General features: G+C 42.4%; 19 protein-coding genes. All 19 read left to right on the top strand.

Annotated features, from left to right (window positions below; genetic code table 11):
- Nucleotides 1-72: 72 nt before the first annotated feature.
- The 19 genes from DXB43_RS15100 to DXB43_RS07375 all read left to right on the top strand — a co-directional run bounded on the left by DXB43_RS15100 (nt 73) and on the right by DXB43_RS07375 (nt 16,741).
- Nucleotides 73-327: an HTH domain-containing protein gene (locus tag DXB43_RS15100; RefSeq protein WP_306776493.1), complete on the top strand. Its 255-nt coding sequence runs from the start codon at nt 73-75 to the stop codon at nt 325-327.
- Nucleotides 328-530: 203 nt separating this feature from the next.
- Complete coding sequence (locus DXB43_RS07460) at nt 531-866, top strand: helix-turn-helix domain-containing protein (protein WP_006859200.1); 336 nt, start codon at nt 531-533, stop codon at nt 864-866.
- 58 nt (nt 867-924) lie between these two features.
- A complete protein-coding gene (locus DXB43_RS07455; RefSeq protein ID WP_055195150.1) occupies nt 925-1,629 on the top strand; it encodes a LytR/AlgR family response regulator transcription factor in 705 nt (234 codons plus the stop codon).
- 1 nt (nt 1,630) lies between these two features.
- Entirely contained in the window at nt 1,631-2,926 is a 1,296-nt protein-coding gene (locus DXB43_RS07450) for a sensor histidine kinase (protein ID WP_055195148.1), read from the top strand.
- Nucleotides 2,927-3,031: 105 nt separating this feature from the next.
- Nucleotides 3,032-3,193 (top strand): cyclic lactone autoinducer peptide, encoded by a 162-nt coding sequence (locus DXB43_RS07445; RefSeq protein WP_006859203.1) that lies wholly within the window; start codon nt 3,032-3,034, stop codon nt 3,191-3,193.
- Nucleotides 3,194-3,196: 3 nt separating this feature from the next.
- A complete protein-coding gene (locus DXB43_RS07440) occupies nt 3,197-3,778 on the top strand; it encodes an accessory gene regulator B family protein (RefSeq protein WP_055195145.1) in 582 nt (193 codons plus the stop codon).
- A 374-nt stretch (nt 3,779-4,152) separates the two neighbouring features.
- The gene (locus DXB43_RS07430; protein WP_117947233.1) at nt 4,153-4,578 is read left to right on the top strand and encodes an RNA polymerase sigma factor; all 426 of its coding nucleotides are present in this window, start codon (nt 4,153-4,155) and stop codon (nt 4,576-4,578) included.
- Between the two features lie 705 nt (nt 4,579-5,283).
- On the top strand, nt 5,284-5,679 hold the full coding sequence (locus DXB43_RS07425) for a hypothetical protein (protein ID WP_015522049.1): 396 nt from the start codon (nt 5,284-5,286) through the stop codon (nt 5,677-5,679).
- A gap of 81 nt (nt 5,680-5,760) precedes the next feature.
- A complete protein-coding gene (locus DXB43_RS15275; RefSeq protein ID WP_006859206.1) occupies nt 5,761-5,919 on the top strand; it encodes an SHOCT domain-containing protein in 159 nt (52 codons plus the stop codon).
- 90 nt (nt 5,920-6,009) lie between these two features.
- Entirely contained in the window at nt 6,010-7,626 is a 1,617-nt protein-coding gene (locus DXB43_RS07420) for a recombinase family protein (RefSeq protein WP_182388247.1), read from the top strand.
- Complete coding sequence (locus DXB43_RS07415; RefSeq protein ID WP_226947322.1) at nt 7,598-8,497, top strand: recombinase family protein; 900 nt, start codon at nt 7,598-7,600, stop codon at nt 8,495-8,497. The genes DXB43_RS07420 and DXB43_RS07415 overlap by 29 nt, the downstream gene beginning before the upstream one ends.
- 12 nt (nt 8,498-8,509) lie before the next feature.
- Nucleotides 8,510-10,144 (top strand): recombinase family protein, encoded by a 1,635-nt coding sequence (locus DXB43_RS07410; RefSeq protein ID WP_117947231.1) that lies wholly within the window; start codon nt 8,510-8,512, stop codon nt 10,142-10,144.
- A 221-nt stretch (nt 10,145-10,365) separates the two neighbouring features.
- Nucleotides 10,366-10,959: a hypothetical protein gene (locus DXB43_RS07405; protein WP_117947230.1), complete on the top strand. Its 594-nt coding sequence runs from the start codon at nt 10,366-10,368 to the stop codon at nt 10,957-10,959.
- Nucleotides 10,960-11,130: 171 nt separating this feature from the next.
- Nucleotides 11,131-12,087 (top strand): PD-(D/E)XK nuclease family transposase, encoded by a 957-nt coding sequence (locus DXB43_RS07400; protein ID WP_117921136.1) that lies wholly within the window; start codon nt 11,131-11,133, stop codon nt 12,085-12,087.
- A 145-nt stretch (nt 12,088-12,232) separates the two neighbouring features.
- Nucleotides 12,233-12,982 (top strand): phospholipase D-like domain-containing protein, encoded by a 750-nt coding sequence (locus tag DXB43_RS07395; RefSeq protein ID WP_117831996.1) that lies wholly within the window; start codon nt 12,233-12,235, stop codon nt 12,980-12,982.
- Nucleotides 12,983-13,174: 192 nt separating this feature from the next.
- The gene (locus DXB43_RS07390) at nt 13,175-13,987 is read left to right on the top strand and encodes a TIGR02391 family protein (RefSeq protein ID WP_117947229.1); all 813 of its coding nucleotides are present in this window, start codon (nt 13,175-13,177) and stop codon (nt 13,985-13,987) included.
- Nucleotides 13,988-14,576: 589 nt separating this feature from the next.
- The gene (locus DXB43_RS07385; RefSeq protein ID WP_147343677.1) at nt 14,577-15,788 is read left to right on the top strand and encodes a DUF4238 domain-containing protein; all 1,212 of its coding nucleotides are present in this window, start codon (nt 14,577-14,579) and stop codon (nt 15,786-15,788) included.
- A gap of 48 nt (nt 15,789-15,836) precedes the next feature.
- Nucleotides 15,837-16,457, top strand: a complete 621-nt coding sequence (locus DXB43_RS07380) for a hypothetical protein (RefSeq protein WP_117947227.1) — start codon at nt 15,837-15,839, stop codon at nt 16,455-16,457.
- A 14-nt stretch (nt 16,458-16,471) separates the two neighbouring features.
- Nucleotides 16,472-16,741: a hypothetical protein gene (locus DXB43_RS07375; protein ID WP_021682055.1), complete on the top strand. Its 270-nt coding sequence runs from the start codon at nt 16,472-16,474 to the stop codon at nt 16,739-16,741.
- Nucleotides 16,742-16,807 lie beyond the last annotated feature (66 nt).

The raw sequence follows: 16,807 nt of genomic DNA, 5'->3' as shown, positions 1-16,807 counted from the left end.
AGGATATAAAGAACCGGACAAAAAGATATTCTTCACTGGTAACGGAATTGAGTTCATAATTCAGAATTTTAAATAGAAGTAGGATTTCTGTATTTTGGAGCGATTGAAGATAAGGATAAGCAACTAAGCGGTTTTTTGGAAGTGCTTGTTTCCTATCATGGCATATCCAAGCTAACGATAGCAAAAATGGCTGATGTTGAGGAACAGGATATTGACAGGCTTTTAGCCAATCCGCCAGAAAAAGTTGAAATCGAAGTAAAATATAAAATTGCTGTGACTGTTATGGAACTGCGATTTTGGCTAAAGGATTGTGAGTTACCAATATAATCATGTGGTGCTTGGGAAACTGGTGGAATAACAGGAAATGTAATTAGAATAAAGAAAGATAGAAGGCGAGTAGCGGATTGGTGTCTGCTGCTCACTTTTCGTTTATGGGGATATGTCGCAATACGACTTTTGAAGTGTTGTATTGCAATCTGTTTTCGGGTATTTCTCGTTGGTATCATTACCATAAAAGCGAGGTGAATTCCATGAAAGCAGAGAAGAAGGAAATCAATATACAGATTGGAAAAAGGTTGCAAACCGCCAGAGAAAACAGTGGATATACGCAGGAAGTTTTTGCAGAGACGCTGGATGTAGGGGTAGAGCATTATCGCAAAATCGAAAGTGGTGTCTATGGCTTACAGCCAGAGAAAATGCTGATCTTGTATGAGAAGTACAGGATTGAGCCGACTTATCTGGTTACGGGGGATACAAATCATAAGGTTGATATTGAACTGTTCCTTGCAAACTGTAGCAGGGAGGAACGGGATGCATTTATAGACCGTATGCTTGCGTATATGAGAAAGCTGATGACAGGCCGTTAAAGCAGTACAGTCTCCGGGATGTATATTTGATCAATATATTTTGAGAAGGAGACGATATATGAGGGTAGCAATCTGCGATGATAATCAGCAGGACATTGAAAGGATCAGACGCTATACACTGCGTATGATCGACTATGCGGTGGAGTATGTGTTTTATACCAGACCGGAAGAATTATTGAGGGAATGTGCAGATGCGGAGCAAAAGCCGGATATGTACATTCTTGATATTGAGATGCCTGGAATGGATGGACTTGCGGTGGCAAAACAGATCCGTGAGACAGATTCCAAAGCATTGCTGGTGTTTCTTACCAGCTATACCAAATACATGCCAAGTGTATTTGAAGTTGTCACATTTGATTTTATTCCAAAACCAATCTCAGAAGAAAGGCTCCGTGTGCTGTTTGAGAAGGCAGGAACCTATCTGAATCTGACCAATCAGAGTTTTTCATTTAGTTACCGCAGGGTGCGGTACAGTCTGAAGTTTGACGAAATCCTGTATCTGGAAAAGCGGGGGCGTCAGGCGATAATCCACACAAAGAAAATGAAATATCAGTCCAACATGAACCTGAATGAAATATGGGAGAAACTGGACGAGCGCATGTTTGCCGCCGTTCATGGCTCTTTTATCGTTAATTTGAAACATGTTCATTCTGTATCCAGCGGCATGGTCATGCTTATAGACGGCACAGAGCTGGGAGTGACAAGAGGGTACCGGAAGGAGCTGACGGAAAAGCACATCGCATTTGTGCAGGGAGGAATGTGACATGGCATTATATGGGGTGAGGCTTGTCATAAATCTTTTTGACCTCTGCATTTACCGCAGGTATTTAGAGGAGTTCATCGGAAACAGAAAAACTTCCATGGAGTTTTCTGTTCTTCTGCTGATAGTGTGCGAGCTGATTGGAAGTGCGGTGAACCAGATGGGGATAAGCTGGCTGAATTTTGTGACGATGGTTGCGATTCTCTGTGTATATGTCTGCCAGTATGAGGCAGGGATTGTAAGCAGGCTGATTGCGGTTCTGCTGTATATGGGGATTATGGGAGTTGCAGAACCGTTAGGATATTTGTTTAATAAGGCATTCATGGAAAAGGTGTTGGACGATACCACGGTTTCATATTATTTTATCGTGTTTTTTATGGCACTTTTGAAAGCAACAATTGTGGAGGTGTTTTGCAGACTGAAATCTGGAAAAAGCATTCGACTATCAGCAATGCCAAAAGAAACGCAATATATGTTGACAATGATACCTTTATGCAGCCTGATCAGTTGCTTTTTACTGATAGAGGTTGCAAAAGAATTAATCTCGGCACAGATGGTCGTGCTGTGCATGTGCATCATCTTTGTCATTATCATCACTAATTATGTAATTTTTCTGATGATTGAAAAGTATACGACAGTGGAAGAAAAACAGCACGAAGAGGAAATGATCCAGAGGGAAATCTTATACCGGAACGAATACTATCAGGACATGGAACGGTATCAGGAACAGATACAGGACATCCGGCATGATATGAAGAACCGGCTGACGGGACTGCTCGCAGCGGCGGAACAGGGAAGTGCGGAACTGATCAAGGACAGACTGCAGGAAGTATTGGGAGATATCCGGCTGGCAGAAGAGATCATTTATTCCGCAAATCCTGTGGTGAATGCCATATTAAAAGTAAAAAGCGTAAAGGCAAAAGAGAAAGAGATACCGATGCAGGTTACAACGCTGCTCCCCCAGAGAGTATCCGTAGATATCGGGGACATGGGTGTTCTGTATGGGAATCTTTTGGATAATGCGATAGAGGCAGCGATGGCAGTGGAACAGGAAAAACGGTATGTTCATGTGGAATCAAAGTTTCAGGAGGGCAGACTGCTTTTATCCATTAAGAACAGCAAGCCATCCGGGACAAGTTCCTATCAACAGACAAGCAAAAAAGATAAAATAAAACACGGCAGGGGAATCCGTTCGGTGCGGAAAGTGGCAGAAAAATACGGTGGGGAGCTGATGTTAAAGGATCAGGGGGAACATTTTGAGGCAGTCCTTCTGCTCAACGGAGTTGCAAAACTGGAGTGAGACTGCAACTTATTACAGCAAACCTGCAACTTGTTACAGATAGATTGATTTTTACATGGAAACTGTTAGAGTGAAAACATCAAAAAAAGGAGGGTTTTACTAAAAATGAAGAAAAGAAACTGGATGTACCGACTGAGCAGCAAATCCATGAGTGTGATGGCAGCACTGGCACTTATGGTGACAACCATGGCAACGAACCGTTCCTGCATGTGGTATCTGGGACAGGACAAGATGCCGGAAGATTCCAAAAAACTCAGAAGGTTTTAAATCATGACGAAATGGCTCAGCCATCGTATGGTTGAGCGGGGAATCATAAAAGAGGAGGAGCAGGAATTATACCAGTTTGGAATACGCAATGGTATGATCCTGCTTCTAAACGTTGTGACAGCACTGGTCATCGGCCTGCTTACAGAGCAACTGGCGGTTGTGGCAGTGTTTACCCTGTCTTTTATGGTTCTTCGCAGTTATACCGGTGGATATCACTCAGACAGCAGGGTTTTCTGTTATCTTGGTTCTAATCTGGTGCTGCTGGTTCCGGTTTATACACAGGCTGTGTTTTACAAGACATCGCTGGCATGGCTGCTGGCAGTATTGCTGGTGTCCGCAGGGATCATTTTTTTACTCAGTCCCATGCACAGCAAGAACCGGAAGCTGGATAAAGAGGAACAAAAGCATTTTGGCAGAAAAGCAAGGCTGATCGCAGCTTTGGAACTGGCTGTGCTTGGCATTTTGTGGCATGCAGGCCAGATACCGTATGCTTACGCTGTTTATACGGGAATCTGCATCACGGCACTGTTCATGCTCGTAGGAAAAGCACAGTTATGGATACAATCACATACCGAAAATGGATAGTCCTTTCCGAACATGCGGAAGGGACTTTTTTTCTGGAAAACAGGAGGGATGACAATCCAAGACGGTAACTTATTACAGGTACCGTAAGACTTATTACACTTATATTGAAGCGAACTTTCTTTCCAAGTATAGTACCGCAAAAAGGCTTAGGAGAAGAAAGGCGTGGCATGTTTTTGGGAATTCATGCCGCACCGGATTGCAGGGGGCGGCAGAAAGGGAAAAGTTCATAAGGATAACATCCGGGTGCAGTTTTGCATGCTTTATTTTGCATGGGAACAGCACCTTTTTTTATTGTCTTTTTCCAGTAAAGCAGAACCCAGAGGTCCGCCAGATGTCCTTCATTTCAAAAAAATTACGAAATGGAGGACATTTGAATGTCAGAATGGATCAGGATCAGAGTAAAGGATTTTTATAAAGATGCAGTTGGTGAACTGGAATACACCTATGTGACCAGAGAAGTCTACGAGGCACTTGCCGATACGTTCCGCAAAGAAGCCCACGCACAGGAAATGCGGGATATCAGACATACGACCAAGGACGGATATACAGAGGGAGAAACGGAAGATCTGGTGGAGCTGACCGGGGAATCGGTAGAGGATACGGTCATCCGGCAGATGGAAATAGAAACCCTGCAGAAAGCAATGCAGTCACTCACCCCAGTGCAGAGAGAGCGGCTGCATTTTTATTTTTTTGAGGGCATGACATACCGGCAGATTGCAGCGAAAGAAGGGGTCGGAGAGAAGAACATCCGGGAGAGCATAAACGGTGCGGTAAAGAAAATAAAAAAATATTTTGATTAATACCCCCTCAAAACGTGTTTTTCTGTGAGTACCTTATGAGAGGAACTTTTTCTGGACAGATGGTCTCTTCCGGGAATCCTCTCATGTCTCGTGTGTGGATACGACACAGGCAGACAAAACGCACATTGAAAAATGCCGGAGAGGAATGCAGGGCTCCGAGCGCAGGATGGAATCACGCCATATCCTGCCAGCCATATCCAGCAGTTCAGATACGTTAGCCGTTTCATGAGCCGTAACCGGGGCGCAGTGACACTCCTGCAGCAATCGGGCAGATGTTCTTTCTGCCAGCCATGCTGTGAAAAAGATCGCATCTAAGGAGCCGAGCGGGAAAGCCGGGGTACAGCCTGTCTGTGGTGGACAGGCGCGAAGAGGGGAATGGCCTATAATGATACACCTTGAGATTAGCCAGCACGCAGTGGTGGAGGTGAGATACCTGTGATGTCTGCCTGTCCGAGTGGCAGGGACCAAAGACAGTCTGGACTGACTGCCCATGAAATGCCGGCTTTGGGATTTTTTCTTCTCTGTTTTGGCGGCGTTTTGGTTCCGGGGAGTAGTGACGAATAGGGACAGACACTTTTTATTTATGAAGTGAAGGATTATGGCAGTAAGACTTAATTACAGAAACCATGCGGCGGAGGGGAACTTCCGCCGTATTCTTGTGGAGTTAAGAAAAGCTGAAAAATGGGGAATGGAGGAAAACAGGAGATGAAGAAAGAAGATACCGAAATGATGTTAAGGATTTTTGAAACGGAGAGGGCAGGATATGCCTATCTTTATCCGAGTGATGGAGGGGAGCGGAAAGAGGACTATATCTCGACCACGGCAGAAAATATCGCAAATTATATCGGCAGCCACATGTTTGAAGCCGAAAAGATCGTCATCACAGATATGTGTGACAGGCTGATATTAGATACCTGCGGCTATTTTATCAATAGCTGTCCCAATCAGGAATTCTGTAAGGAAATCCATCCGTTCTTAATCCCGATCCAGATGGGAGAAAAGGACGCGGGAGAGGTGCTTTCAGTCAGCAGGGATGTATCGGAACAGTATTTCCGGGAAGAAGATGAGGCTGCAACCATGGCTGAAATCGGGATGATGTAAAGGTGTTTCTTCTGGGCAAAAGTGTTTGGCTTGGGAGAATGAATTTAACGTTCTTAAATTGCGGGAGGAAAAAGGGAAAAGATGATGGAAGGCGGAGCGAATGAGGTGCGGTATAAGATTGCCGAATTTCTCTTAAAAAGGATGCATGAAGATAAGCTGTTAACCGAGGAAGAATGGGAAAAAATCCGGGTTTTGAATGTCAAGACTTTCTCCCCGGAATTAGCAAAAGTATATCTGTAATAACACTGGATATATAAAGGACTATGTGGTAGTGTATGTTGCTGACAGGGAGTGCAAACCCTTGAAAATACTGGGAAAGGAGAAAAAAGCATGGCAAAAAAAGTGACTGTCATAAAGGCAGCAAAAGCGCAGAAACATACACAGGAAGAACGCAGGCTGAAAGTGTGCGGATATGCCAGAGTCAGTACCGGCAGTCAGGCACAGGCAACTTCCTATACTGCACAGGTCGAGTACTATACGGAAAAAATCGAGAGCAACCCCCTGTGGGAGTTTGCAGGGGTGTATGCGGATGAAGGAATCAGCGGAACAAACGTAAAGCACAGGGATGAGTTCCAGATGATGATTTCAGACTGTGAGGATGGGAACATCGACCTGATCCTTACGAAATCCATCACAAGATTTGCAAGAAATACGGTGGAATGCATCCAGACCATCCGAAAGCTGAAGGAGATTGGCGTTGGAATCTACTTTGAAAAAGAGAATATCAACACGCTGTCAGAAAAAAGCGAGCTGTTCATTACCATCCTGGCATCGGTGGCGCAGGGGGAATCAGAAAACATCTCAAGCAACAACCGATGGGCGATACAGAAACGCTTTCAGGATGGAACCTATATCATATCGACGCCAGCGTATGGCTATGGAAAAGACGAGGATGGAAATTTAGTCATCATAGAATCCGAGGCAGAAACCGTAAGGTGGATTTATGAGTCTTACTTAAACGGCATGGGAGTGTATGTGATAGCAAAGGCACTGAACCAGAAAGGCATTCCAACAATCCGGGGTGCAGAAAAGTGGCAGGACGGGGTGATACAGGACATTCTGAAAAATCCCATTTATGAGGGAGATATGCTTCAGCAGAGGACATATACAGAAACAAGGTTCCCATTTGTCCGCAGGGTAAACAACGGACAGAGAAACCAGTATCTCATCAAAGACAGCCATCCGCCAATCGTCACACATGAGGAGGCAGAAGCGGTACGCAACCTGATGGCATACCGGGTGGATGTACTGCACATGAACAAGAGTGACTACACCAAAAGATACCTGTTTTCCGGCAGAATCATCTGCGGAGAGTGCGGAAGAACCTTCCGGCGGCAGAAAATCTACATCGGGAAACCATATGAAAAAATCATCTGGACGTGCAGCGGACATGTGGAGGATAAAGAGAGCTGCTGCCTGAAAGCCATCCGGGAGGATGTGCTGCACCGGGCTTTTACAGACATGTGGAACAAGCTGTACACCAATCAGGGAACGATATTAGAGCCGCTGTTAAAAGAGCTGACAGAACTTGTGGCAGCAAGGCAGGACAGTGAGGAAATCAGACAACTGGATAAGGAAATCAAAGATATAAGCGAGCAGAGCCAAATCCTAAACCAAGTCATGAGGAAAGGATATATGGACTCTGCTCTTTTTATGGAGAGCAGTAGCAAGCTTGGCTGGCAACTGACGGAATGCAGGAGAAAAAAGACACTTTTGACCAGAAAGCTGAGAAGGACAAAAGAAATCGTGCGGACCGAACAGCTTATCCAACTGATCGCAGAACAGGACGGATTAATGGAGGAGTTTGACGAGCAACTGTTTAAAATGACAGCGGAGAAGATCGTGGTCTCCAAAGAACACGACATCACCTTCTGCCTGTACAACGGACTGAAACTGACGGAGAGGGGAGGTGGACAGGATGCAGTGGCACATGCCAATCGGCTATAAAGTTGTGGATGGAAAAATCACCATCTGCGAAGAGCAGAGAAAGATTGTGGAACAGATATTTACAGACTATGACAGCGGAGTGGCGGCAGGCAGGATCGCCCAGAACCTGAAAGGGAGAAACATATGCAATGCAAAAGGGAAAGTGTCCTGGACCCATGCATCCATTGGCAGGATACTGGAAAATCCAAGCTACCTTGGCACAGAATACTATCCGCAGCTCATAGGAGAGGAACTGTTTGAGAGAGTCCAGTGCAGACGGGAAAAGGTGAGGGCAGAGCTTGGAAGGGCAGACCACAGGCCCGGCAGGGATGAGAGAATCCTCTTCGGAGGTGTCATCTGGTGTGCAGAATGCGGGGCAGTATGCAGCCATATCCAGCCGAGCCACAAAAAAGAGCGTGGCGGCACTGCCAAGTGGAAGTGCAAGAGTTATGTGACTGGCAGAGCAAAAAACTGCAGGAACAGTTTTATTACAGACGGGCAGGCAAAGCAGGTGTGTGTGGAAGCCATCAATGCAGTGATACGAAACAAAGGCCTGCTCCGGGTACACAGGCAGGAGGAAAAGGTCAGCCCTCAGTACCGGGTTCTGGAGCGGAACCTGCAGCGGATGAAAGAAGAACAGGAACGCACAGAAACAGACCTGATGAAATTGCTCTATGAAAGGGCAGAGGAACGCTACCGGACACTGGAGGTCAGGGATGGGGAGTTCCGGACAGAGGAGATCAAAAACATCCTTGCAGGAAAAAAGGAACTGGAAACATTTGATGAAAACTTATATAGAAAAATAATCGCACGCATCTGGGTGCATGGTGGAAACATGGCAGAAGTAGAGCTTATCAATGGGAGCCGTGTCACAGCCGGATACAAGGATTAGGAGGGAGAGCAGATGGCAGAAACAGCAAAAAAGATCAGCATGATACCTGCCAAGGTGCAGTATGACCGGAATGTGAAACTGTCAGAGAAGAAAATGAAGGTCGCTGCCTACTGCCGTGTCAGTACGGAACTGGAAGAGCAGGACAGCAGCTATGAGGCACAGGTGGAGTATTATACCAGCAAGATATCCGAAAATGAAAACTGGAAAAATGCCGGCATCTATGCGGATGACGGAAAGAGCGGAACAAACACCAAAAAGAGGGCAGACTTTAATGCCATGATACAGGATGCCCTTGCCGGAAAGATCGACATGATCCTTACAAAGTCGGTCAGCAGGTTTGCGAGGAACACGGTAGACTCGCTGGTGACCATCCGAAAACTGAAGGAAAAGAACGTGGCGGTGGTGTTCGAGAAAGAGGGGATCAATACACTGGAGGGAACCGGCGAAATCCTTATCACCATCTTAAGCAGCCTGGCACAGGAGGAGAGCCGCAACATCAGTGAGAACATCCGCTGGGGAGTCGTGAGGAAATTTGAAAAAGGCAAGGTCATCGTAAACTGCACAAAGTTCATGGGATACACCAAAAACGAGGATGGTGACCTGGTCATCGTACCCGAAGAGGCAGAGATCGTAAAGCTGATCTTCCGCCTTTATCTGGAAGGCTACAGTACCGGGAAGATCGCAAAGCATCTGGAAGAGCAGGGAATCAAGACCGCCACAGGGCAGGACAAATGGCATTCCACAGTAATAGACAAAATGCTCCGCAATGAAAAATACATGGGAGATGCACTCCTGCAGAAAACCTACACGGTGGATTTCATGACAAAAAAGAAAGTCAAGAACACCGGACTCGTACCGCAGTATTATGTGGAAGATGACCATGAGGCAATCATACCGAAAGAACTGTTCTACAGGGTGCAGGAAGAGATGATGCGGAGGGCATCCTTATGCAAGGCGGCTGTCACCCGGAAGAAAAACCAGAGGAGCAGGTATTCCTCCACCTATGCACTGACCGGCATGCTGATCTGCGGAAAATGCGGACAGGAGTACCGGAGGGTCACCTGGGCGAGAAACGGGAAAAAGAAAGTGGTCTGGAGATGCAGCAACCGGCTGACCAACGGAGTGAAGAAATGCGGGGAATCCGAGACACTCGAAGAGAACGCATTAAACAGGGCGGTGATGGAAGCCATCCACAGGATCACAAGTGATGATATGGAATTTATGGAAAACTTCCGGCAGAACATCATCCATGTCATCGGGAGCTACAGCACCGCAAAAGAGTCCGGAGAATACGAAGAAAAGATAAAAGAAAAGCAGGATGAGATGGTGGCACTGATTGCAGAGAATGCAAAGACCGGCTCTTACACACCGGAGTTTGATGAACGCTACCGCACCATAGCAGAGGAAATCAATGCCTTAAAAGAGGCACAGAAAACAGCCAGAAACGAGAAACAGATGTCTGACAGCTATGAACAGAGAATCAAAGACATCGACCATTACTTAAGCACACGCACCTGCCAGATACCGGAGTTCGACAATGACCTTGTGAGACGGCTGATCTCCACCATCAAAGTGGAATCCAGCGAGAAACTGCTGATACAGTTCCAGTCAGGCATAGTCATGGAACAGGAGATTCGATATGAGTAAGGCTGCGGCAGGAATGGCAGCAAGTAAATAGGAAACGTTGTTCCTGCCAGTTTATGGTAAGAATAAAATGCCCGATGATCCGGGCGTTTTATTGTTGGCATAAAAATAGGAAACAAATGCAGAACAATAGGAACAGAAAAGTGTGCAATAGGGAAATAAACGGAAGAACGATTATAGAAAGAAACACAAGATTGTGTGACAGGAGAGGAGGAGAAAAGCGTATGAATTATGAGCAACTGATAGAAGAACTGAGGGAGGAAATGTTACAGCTTGTAAACACCAAATGTGATGCACTGCTCCAGATGTACCGGAGTGGCGAGGTGCATACAAGTGTGAAAGATACGATCCGGGAAAGCAGCCTTATCACAGTGTCCCCGGCAGAACTGAAAGGGAAAAGACCGCTGGCAGTCCAGTTCGCACCGGGAGAATGGATAGAGACACCTACATGGAGAAAGGTGGCACAAAGGATTTTGCAGACCTGTAATGAACAGCCGGATATCCATGAAAGATTTATGGAAATGTGTGGAAAAGTAGCCGGACGCTGGAGGACAATCCTTGGCAGTTCACCGGAAGAAATGGATGTACCGATAAAGGTGGATGAGGAACTTTATTTTGAGGGGAAATTTGACACCGAGGCGATGTTAAACATGTTAGAGAAAAAAGTGCTGGAACCGGCAGGGGTTGATTACAGCAGCATTAAAATCCGGTATATGGGAAAAGGGCAGGAAGCAGCAAAAAGTGTAGAGCCTGTACCAGAGCAGGATGCTTTGGAGCATGAGGAGCAGGAACAACATGCACCGGTGCAGACAATGTGAAAAATGGACGGAATCAAGACTCCAAGTCTATGACAGGTTTGGAGTTTTTCTTTTGTTCCTTTTTCAAATGTAAAAATTGATTGTATAAAAGAAATGGGTAAGTTATAATATAGGTGTGGTCAGATGCCTTTTTGGGGATGACTATATCTGTTACAAAAAGGAGGAAGGCCAGTGAATACAGAATTAAAAAATGCAGTGAAAGCAACAGACAAGGATGCACAGTATGATACGAGTGCAAAGCGTCTGTTAGGGCAGAAGAGCATACTGGCACATATACTGGTAAAAACAGTTGATGAGTTTAAGGGCATGAATCCCAAGGATGTGGTCAACTGCATCGAGGGAACACCACATATCAGTACGGTACCGGTAGAGCCTGGACTCACAAATGCAGCCAGCGAAAAAAATGGTGAAAGACTGGTCGGTTTCAACACAGAAAATGAAGAGATCAATGAAGGTCTGGTAAGATTTGATATCGTTTTTTATGTGCGCATGAAAGATGGATTGTCACAGATTATCATCAATGTAGAAGCACAGAAAGACGAGCCGACGGGATATGAAATCTTAAACCGGGCAATCTTTTATGTGAGCAGACTGATTTCATCACAAAAAGAACGTGATTTTGAGAACTCCAGCTACGATGACATTAAGCGTGTATATTCCATCTGGGTATGTATGAACATGGACGAGAGCAGCATGAGCCATGTGCATCTCACAAAGGAAGATTTGATTGGTTCCTATGAATGGAAGGGAAATCTTGACCTGCTGAATATCATCATGCTTGGACTGGCAAAGAATCTGCCGGAACATGATGAGACGTATGAACTGCACCGTCTGCTGGGAGCATTGTTATCCAAGGAACTTACAATAGATGAAAAACTAAACATAATTGGAAATGAATACGATATTCCTATTGAGGAGAACTTCAGGAAGGATGTGAGCGTTATGTGTAACTTGAGTCAGGGAATAAAAGAAGATGGTATTGCGATTGGAGAGGCAAGAAAAGAAGAAAAAATTATTCTTAATATGCATAACAATGGTTTTACTGTAGAGCAGATTGCTATGGCTACAGATAAAAACGTAGAAGAAGTGAAAGCGATTATTGCAGGGAAGGAACCTGCGCTTGCATAAAGTTATGTAAGAAAAAGAGAGCCTTTGAGTTTAAATAACTTGGAGGCTCCTGTTATATGAAGATTTGGGAAATAATAGATACAGTTAAATTATCTGATGAAAAAATGGGTATATGTGGAAATACGGATGGAGAGTGAATGTGTAAATGAATGAAAAACAATTCTTAAAGACAATGATAGAAACTATAAAATATGATGAAGATATTCAGAACAAAGATGATTTGTTGGGGATTTTAAGATATTCTATAGTTACATTTAGAAAAACCGGTGCATATACCCATGTATCGAATCAGAGGCAGGAATATATGGATTTAAGAGTGCCAATTCCAATGCTGAAAAAAGCAAAGGAATATAAAGATGTTTTTTTTGACTTAGCCAATGATATTTATATTCCAGATGATGACTATGATTTGTATGGAGTTGAGATTAAACCTAAATTGGTAGAGTTGGAAGATGATGGACAAAATGAACATGATGTAGCATTTGATGGAATCAAAGATGTAATTATTCAAGGCATTCGGAATGCAAAGTATACAATCTGGGTAGCGGTTGCGTGGTTTTCTGACCGAGATATCTTTCAGGAATTACTTGCAAAGAAAAAGCAGGGCATAAGTATTAGAATTATTACATCAAATGAAAAATCTAATATGACGTTGATGAGTGAATTGGAAAGTAATTTTGAGGTGGTAAAAGTGCCACTTAAAGGAGCATATTTGTCCAATCGGCTGCATGATAAATTTTGCATTATAGATTTTGAATTTGTAATGCATGGTTCATATAATTGGAGCAAAGCAGCACAGTATAATGATGAAACATTGGCAACTGCTTTGGATAGAGATTTTGTAAAGAAATTTGCGGATGAATTTATGAGACTGTACAATAATCATAATGAGTAGTTTGCTAAAAGCTTTAATTGTATAAATGGCTGGGATCAAGCCTCCAAGTTTGCAACAGATTTGGAGGTTTTCTTCTGTCCATTTGCGAGGAAGGGAAATTCCAAAACATAATCATCTGTGATACAATATATAAAAAATTGAAGTGAAAGTTAAACGATGTAGATGATATACTAGGGTGAGGAGGATTAAGCTATGGCAGAGAGAATTAGAAAACTTACTAATTCAGAAGTTGAGGTTTTGGCGCGTATAATTGCAGATACCATGACGGGAAGTCAGATGAATGAAATTTTTCAGGAATGTGGAGTTCAGGATGTCAGTAATGAAAGTACAAAATGGAAGAGAATTTATTATACATTTTTAGCAAGACAAGAACAGGATGGAGCATCGAATTCATTTCTTAATTTTATAAAAAAGAGTCTGAAACCGGTAAGGTTTATCAGTGGCCAGAATGGTAATTATGATGAGATTTTATTAGAAATTAACAAACCGTTAATGTTAATTGGACTTCAGATGACAAACGAAGGAAAATTGTTAAAGGTTCAGGCAGCAACTACAATTTCAGAAGTTGAAAGAAGAACCAGAAATCTGGTGAGTGAATTACAAAAAAGACATATTCATCAGGATGTAATAAAGTGTTGCAAAGAGGAATATTTACAAGAAAATTATTTTCATGCAGTTTTTGAGGCGGCTAAGAGTTTGTCTGAGAAGGTAAGAGAAAAAACAGGAATGCAGGAGGATGGTTCAAATTTATTTAATAATGCTTTTGCAGTTAATAATCCTCGATTAGCAATAAATTTATTACAGACACCTTCGGAAAAAAATGCTCAAAACGGTCTAAAAGAAATGTTAAATGGGGTTACGCATATGGTAAGGAATGTAACAGCACATGAGTTGAAAATAAAATGGATTGTAAATGAGCAGGATGCAATTGATATATTAACTACAATTTCTTTTTTACATAAACAGTTAGATGAGAGTTTTGTTGTTCCGCAACATATAGCATAGATTTCTTTGAAAAAGAGTAAATGGTTGGAATCAAGCCTCCAAGTCCACAACAGATTTGGAGGTTTTCTTCTGCCCATTTGAGAGGAAAGTGATTTCCAAAACAAAATGATCTGTGATACAATATATGAAAGAAATTTTGGAAGTATTGGATCATAGAGAAAGAGCAGAGTCAATCGTAAGCTGATCTGGCTTACATCTAAAATACAATGCAATCTTTTTCTATGCAAGGGCAGGAGAGAGTGCATCATGTCAATTTTTTGCGGCCTCATCAGAGAGGAGTGCAATATTTTTTACTCCCAGAGTACAATGAAAACTCTGGAAAGTGCATCTCAATTACCCTATCGACACATGTGGAGACGGTTGTATTGATGTCAAAAAAATAAAATCAAGTGCCAGAAAGTAGCGTATTTCCGGGCTTTTTCGGAGGTTTGGATTAGAAGCCAGACTTCTGAAAAAGCTCGGTTTTCTTATATGGAAACATATCTACTGCAAAATGTGTGTCAGGTTGTGACTTCGGATTAGATAACGCAAATTGAGTGTGTGGATTAGATGTCAGGGATTTTGAAGTGATTTTTGAAAGAGGAAAAAGTTGACAACAAATCCGGCAACTCGACCATTTTTGGTGGTTGTAGGCAGCGGAATAGATGTTGGGAAGGAGGAGGTTAGAATGCCGACCAAAAAGCAACACTTTGTTCCACGTGTTTATATGAAGGCATGGGAAACACAAGTTGAAACCCTTAAAGAGCCTGATAAAAAATTCAATGGAATTTATGTAATAAAAGATGGAAGTATTGGGGATGGCGCAAACAGAAATTCCGTTCTTTGGAAGCCTCATTTATATACCATAAATTTTAAGTATTCATTTATTTGCAATTCATGTGCAAAGGTGAAATCGCAATATGTTGATTTGATTTATGATTTGCTTAAGACGGGATTTAAACAGCCTGTTTATGGGAAATTAGGATATAGCATCATCAAAACAAAAAAGAGCATAAATAAGCATTTCTTCGAAATACATGATTGGGACTTTTATTATTACGATGGAAATGTAGCAAAGAAAGCTGCTATATTGAGTCAAATAGATGCACTTAACTGTTATATTTTAGAAGATTCATTTGATGATTACTTAGAAAAAAACTGGGAAAATATCATGAATTCATTCGTAAGTGGTGTTCATAATGGCCAGCCAATTGGACTTGAAAGAAGTGAAAGAATCATATCTGAAGACATCGCAAGGAATATGCTGGCGTCGTTTTTCATTATGCTTTGTAGAAATCCAAAATTTGACGCTATGGGTGTTTATACAAAAATTAAAGAGAAATTATTGTATCCTGTTTTTGAGTCAATGTGTAAAGATGAGGAAGCAGAAACACTAGATGTAGGGAAAAGCGAAGGAAAAGAGTATGCAGATGAGTTAATGACCGGAATATGGTATTCTGAATTATATAAAATGTTTTTTAAGAACAAAGGTGGCTTTTATCATAATGTTGTACAACATGCTTTAAGTGGTTGTCAGATGATTCTTTTTGAAACCTACGATAATGCAGGACAATTTATTACGTCTGATAATCCAGCGTTTGAGCATAAATCTACTGTTGTCGAAAGAAATAATGGAAGTGGTCTTATATTTCCGATATCTCCTAAATATCTAGTTTTTGTCGCTAAGGGAGATGAAGGAATTAATGTTGTTGACCATAGATTTGCAGATACAGATACTGTTAAGTATTTTAATAGAATAATAAATGCACACAAGACAGAGATAATAATATCTTCATCGAAAAGCTTAATGGATATGATTTGATTCGCGAAATTTACAAGGCCTATTATAGAAAACCAAAGGAGGTATTTTATGGCAATAGCGCAAGATGCATATTTCATTCCTGATGATATAGCAACAGGATTAGCAACAGGAATATATCGAAGAATCGGTAGTGTGGTAAGGTGGGCAACTGGTCCTAATAAGGGACAAATAGTAAAGCACCTTAAGCCAATTGACCTACCAGCAGCAGAGCAGGTTCAGGGTGTTGGTGCTAAAGCATTACAGTTTGTAAAACAGCATAAAAAAGGAACAATAATTGTTGTGGCGAGTGCAGTAGCTGTTGGCGCTGGTGCTTGGGTTTGCAATAAAGTAAAAAAACATGAACCAAAGGTTGTAACAGAATTCAGAGCTAGCCTGAAAAGCTATATTGATGCAATTCGCAAGGGGGAGATGGATATTGATAAGATTAATAATCTAATGAGCTCTTTGGAAGCGTTGAAAGCTGACAAAAATTATTCAAAAATCAGTATTCAGCTTACATCAGAAGAACTTGATGTTTTAGTAGGACGAATTTATGAATATACCCTGAAGCTGGCAAGTGATAATAAAATAGAAATAGCCGCAGACGATTTAGAAGAAGAAAAAGATGTTATCAAGAATCTGCAATCTTATCTTAAGGTACAGAGACGTATATTTGCTGAAGCTGCATAGAATGGAGGATAAATATGGGCTTTTTCGGGAATTTATTTAAAAGTGAATTTGAAAAATGGGTTGAAGGAGCTTCTCATGAGGAGTTATCAGAGGCTTATGAAGAAGAAAGACAGGATTGGATTAAGAACGGATTCAATGGTGGAACCGGTGAAAAAACTCCTAAAATGAATCGTCTTAATAAAGAAATAAGTAAACGTGTAGCTGAAGAATGGGAAAATGACCCACGAAGAAATAAAGACCCAAACTTCCGTTGGACAGATGCTAATCGTTGGGATAAGGATTAAAATGATAAAGACTCCCCATCACCGGATGTATTCCAGTGGTGAGGAGCCTTTTTGAGTCTAAGGGAC

This window comes from Roseburia sp. OM04-10BH, assembly GCF_003462605.1.
GTDB lineage: Bacteria > Bacillota > Clostridia > Lachnospirales > Lachnospiraceae > Roseburia_C > Roseburia_C amylophila.
Note: the sequence above shows the minus strand (reverse complement) of the source record. Positions and strands in the feature narration are given on the sequence as shown.

Excerpts from the sequence above, each read along its gene's own strand:
- DXB43_RS07395 (WP_117831996.1), top strand. The coding sequence starts at position 12,233 with ATGAATGAAAAACAATTCTTAAAGACAATGATAGAAACTATAAAATAT.
- DXB43_RS07375 (WP_021682055.1), top strand. The coding sequence starts at position 16,472 with ATGGGCTTTTTCGGGAATTTATTTAAAAGTGAATTTGAAAAATGGGTT.
- DXB43_RS15275 (WP_006859206.1), top strand. The coding sequence starts at position 5,761 with ATGATGGAAGGCGGAGCGAATGAGGTGCGGTATAAGATTGCCGAATTT.
- DXB43_RS07410 (WP_117947231.1), top strand. The coding sequence starts at position 8,510 with ATGGCAGAAACAGCAAAAAAGATCAGCATGATACCTGCCAAGGTGCAG.
- DXB43_RS07430 (WP_117947233.1), top strand. The coding sequence starts at position 4,153 with ATGTCAGAATGGATCAGGATCAGAGTAAAGGATTTTTATAAAGATGCA.
- DXB43_RS07390 (WP_117947229.1), top strand. The coding sequence starts at position 13,175 with ATGGCAGAGAGAATTAGAAAACTTACTAATTCAGAAGTTGAGGTTTTG.
- DXB43_RS07440 (WP_055195145.1), top strand. The coding sequence starts at position 3,197 with ATGACGAAATGGCTCAGCCATCGTATGGTTGAGCGGGGAATCATAAAA.
- DXB43_RS07405 (WP_117947230.1), top strand. The coding sequence starts at position 10,366 with ATGAATTATGAGCAACTGATAGAAGAACTGAGGGAGGAAATGTTACAG.
- DXB43_RS07445 (WP_006859203.1), top strand. The coding sequence starts at position 3,032 with ATGAAGAAAAGAAACTGGATGTACCGACTGAGCAGCAAATCCATGAGT.
- DXB43_RS07455 (WP_055195150.1), top strand. The coding sequence starts at position 925 with ATGAGGGTAGCAATCTGCGATGATAATCAGCAGGACATTGAAAGGATC.
- DXB43_RS07450 (WP_055195148.1), top strand. The coding sequence starts at position 1,631 with ATGGCATTATATGGGGTGAGGCTTGTCATAAATCTTTTTGACCTCTGC.
- DXB43_RS07415 (WP_226947322.1), top strand. The coding sequence starts at position 7,598 with ATGCAGTGGCACATGCCAATCGGCTATAAAGTTGTGGATGGAAAAATC.
- DXB43_RS07460 (WP_006859200.1), top strand. The coding sequence starts at position 531 with ATGAAAGCAGAGAAGAAGGAAATCAATATACAGATTGGAAAAAGGTTG.
- DXB43_RS07380 (WP_117947227.1), top strand. The coding sequence starts at position 15,837 with ATGGCAATAGCGCAAGATGCATATTTCATTCCTGATGATATAGCAACA.
- DXB43_RS07420 (WP_182388247.1), top strand. The coding sequence starts at position 6,010 with ATGGCAAAAAAAGTGACTGTCATAAAGGCAGCAAAAGCGCAGAAACAT.
- DXB43_RS07425 (WP_015522049.1), top strand. The coding sequence starts at position 5,284 with ATGAAGAAAGAAGATACCGAAATGATGTTAAGGATTTTTGAAACGGAG.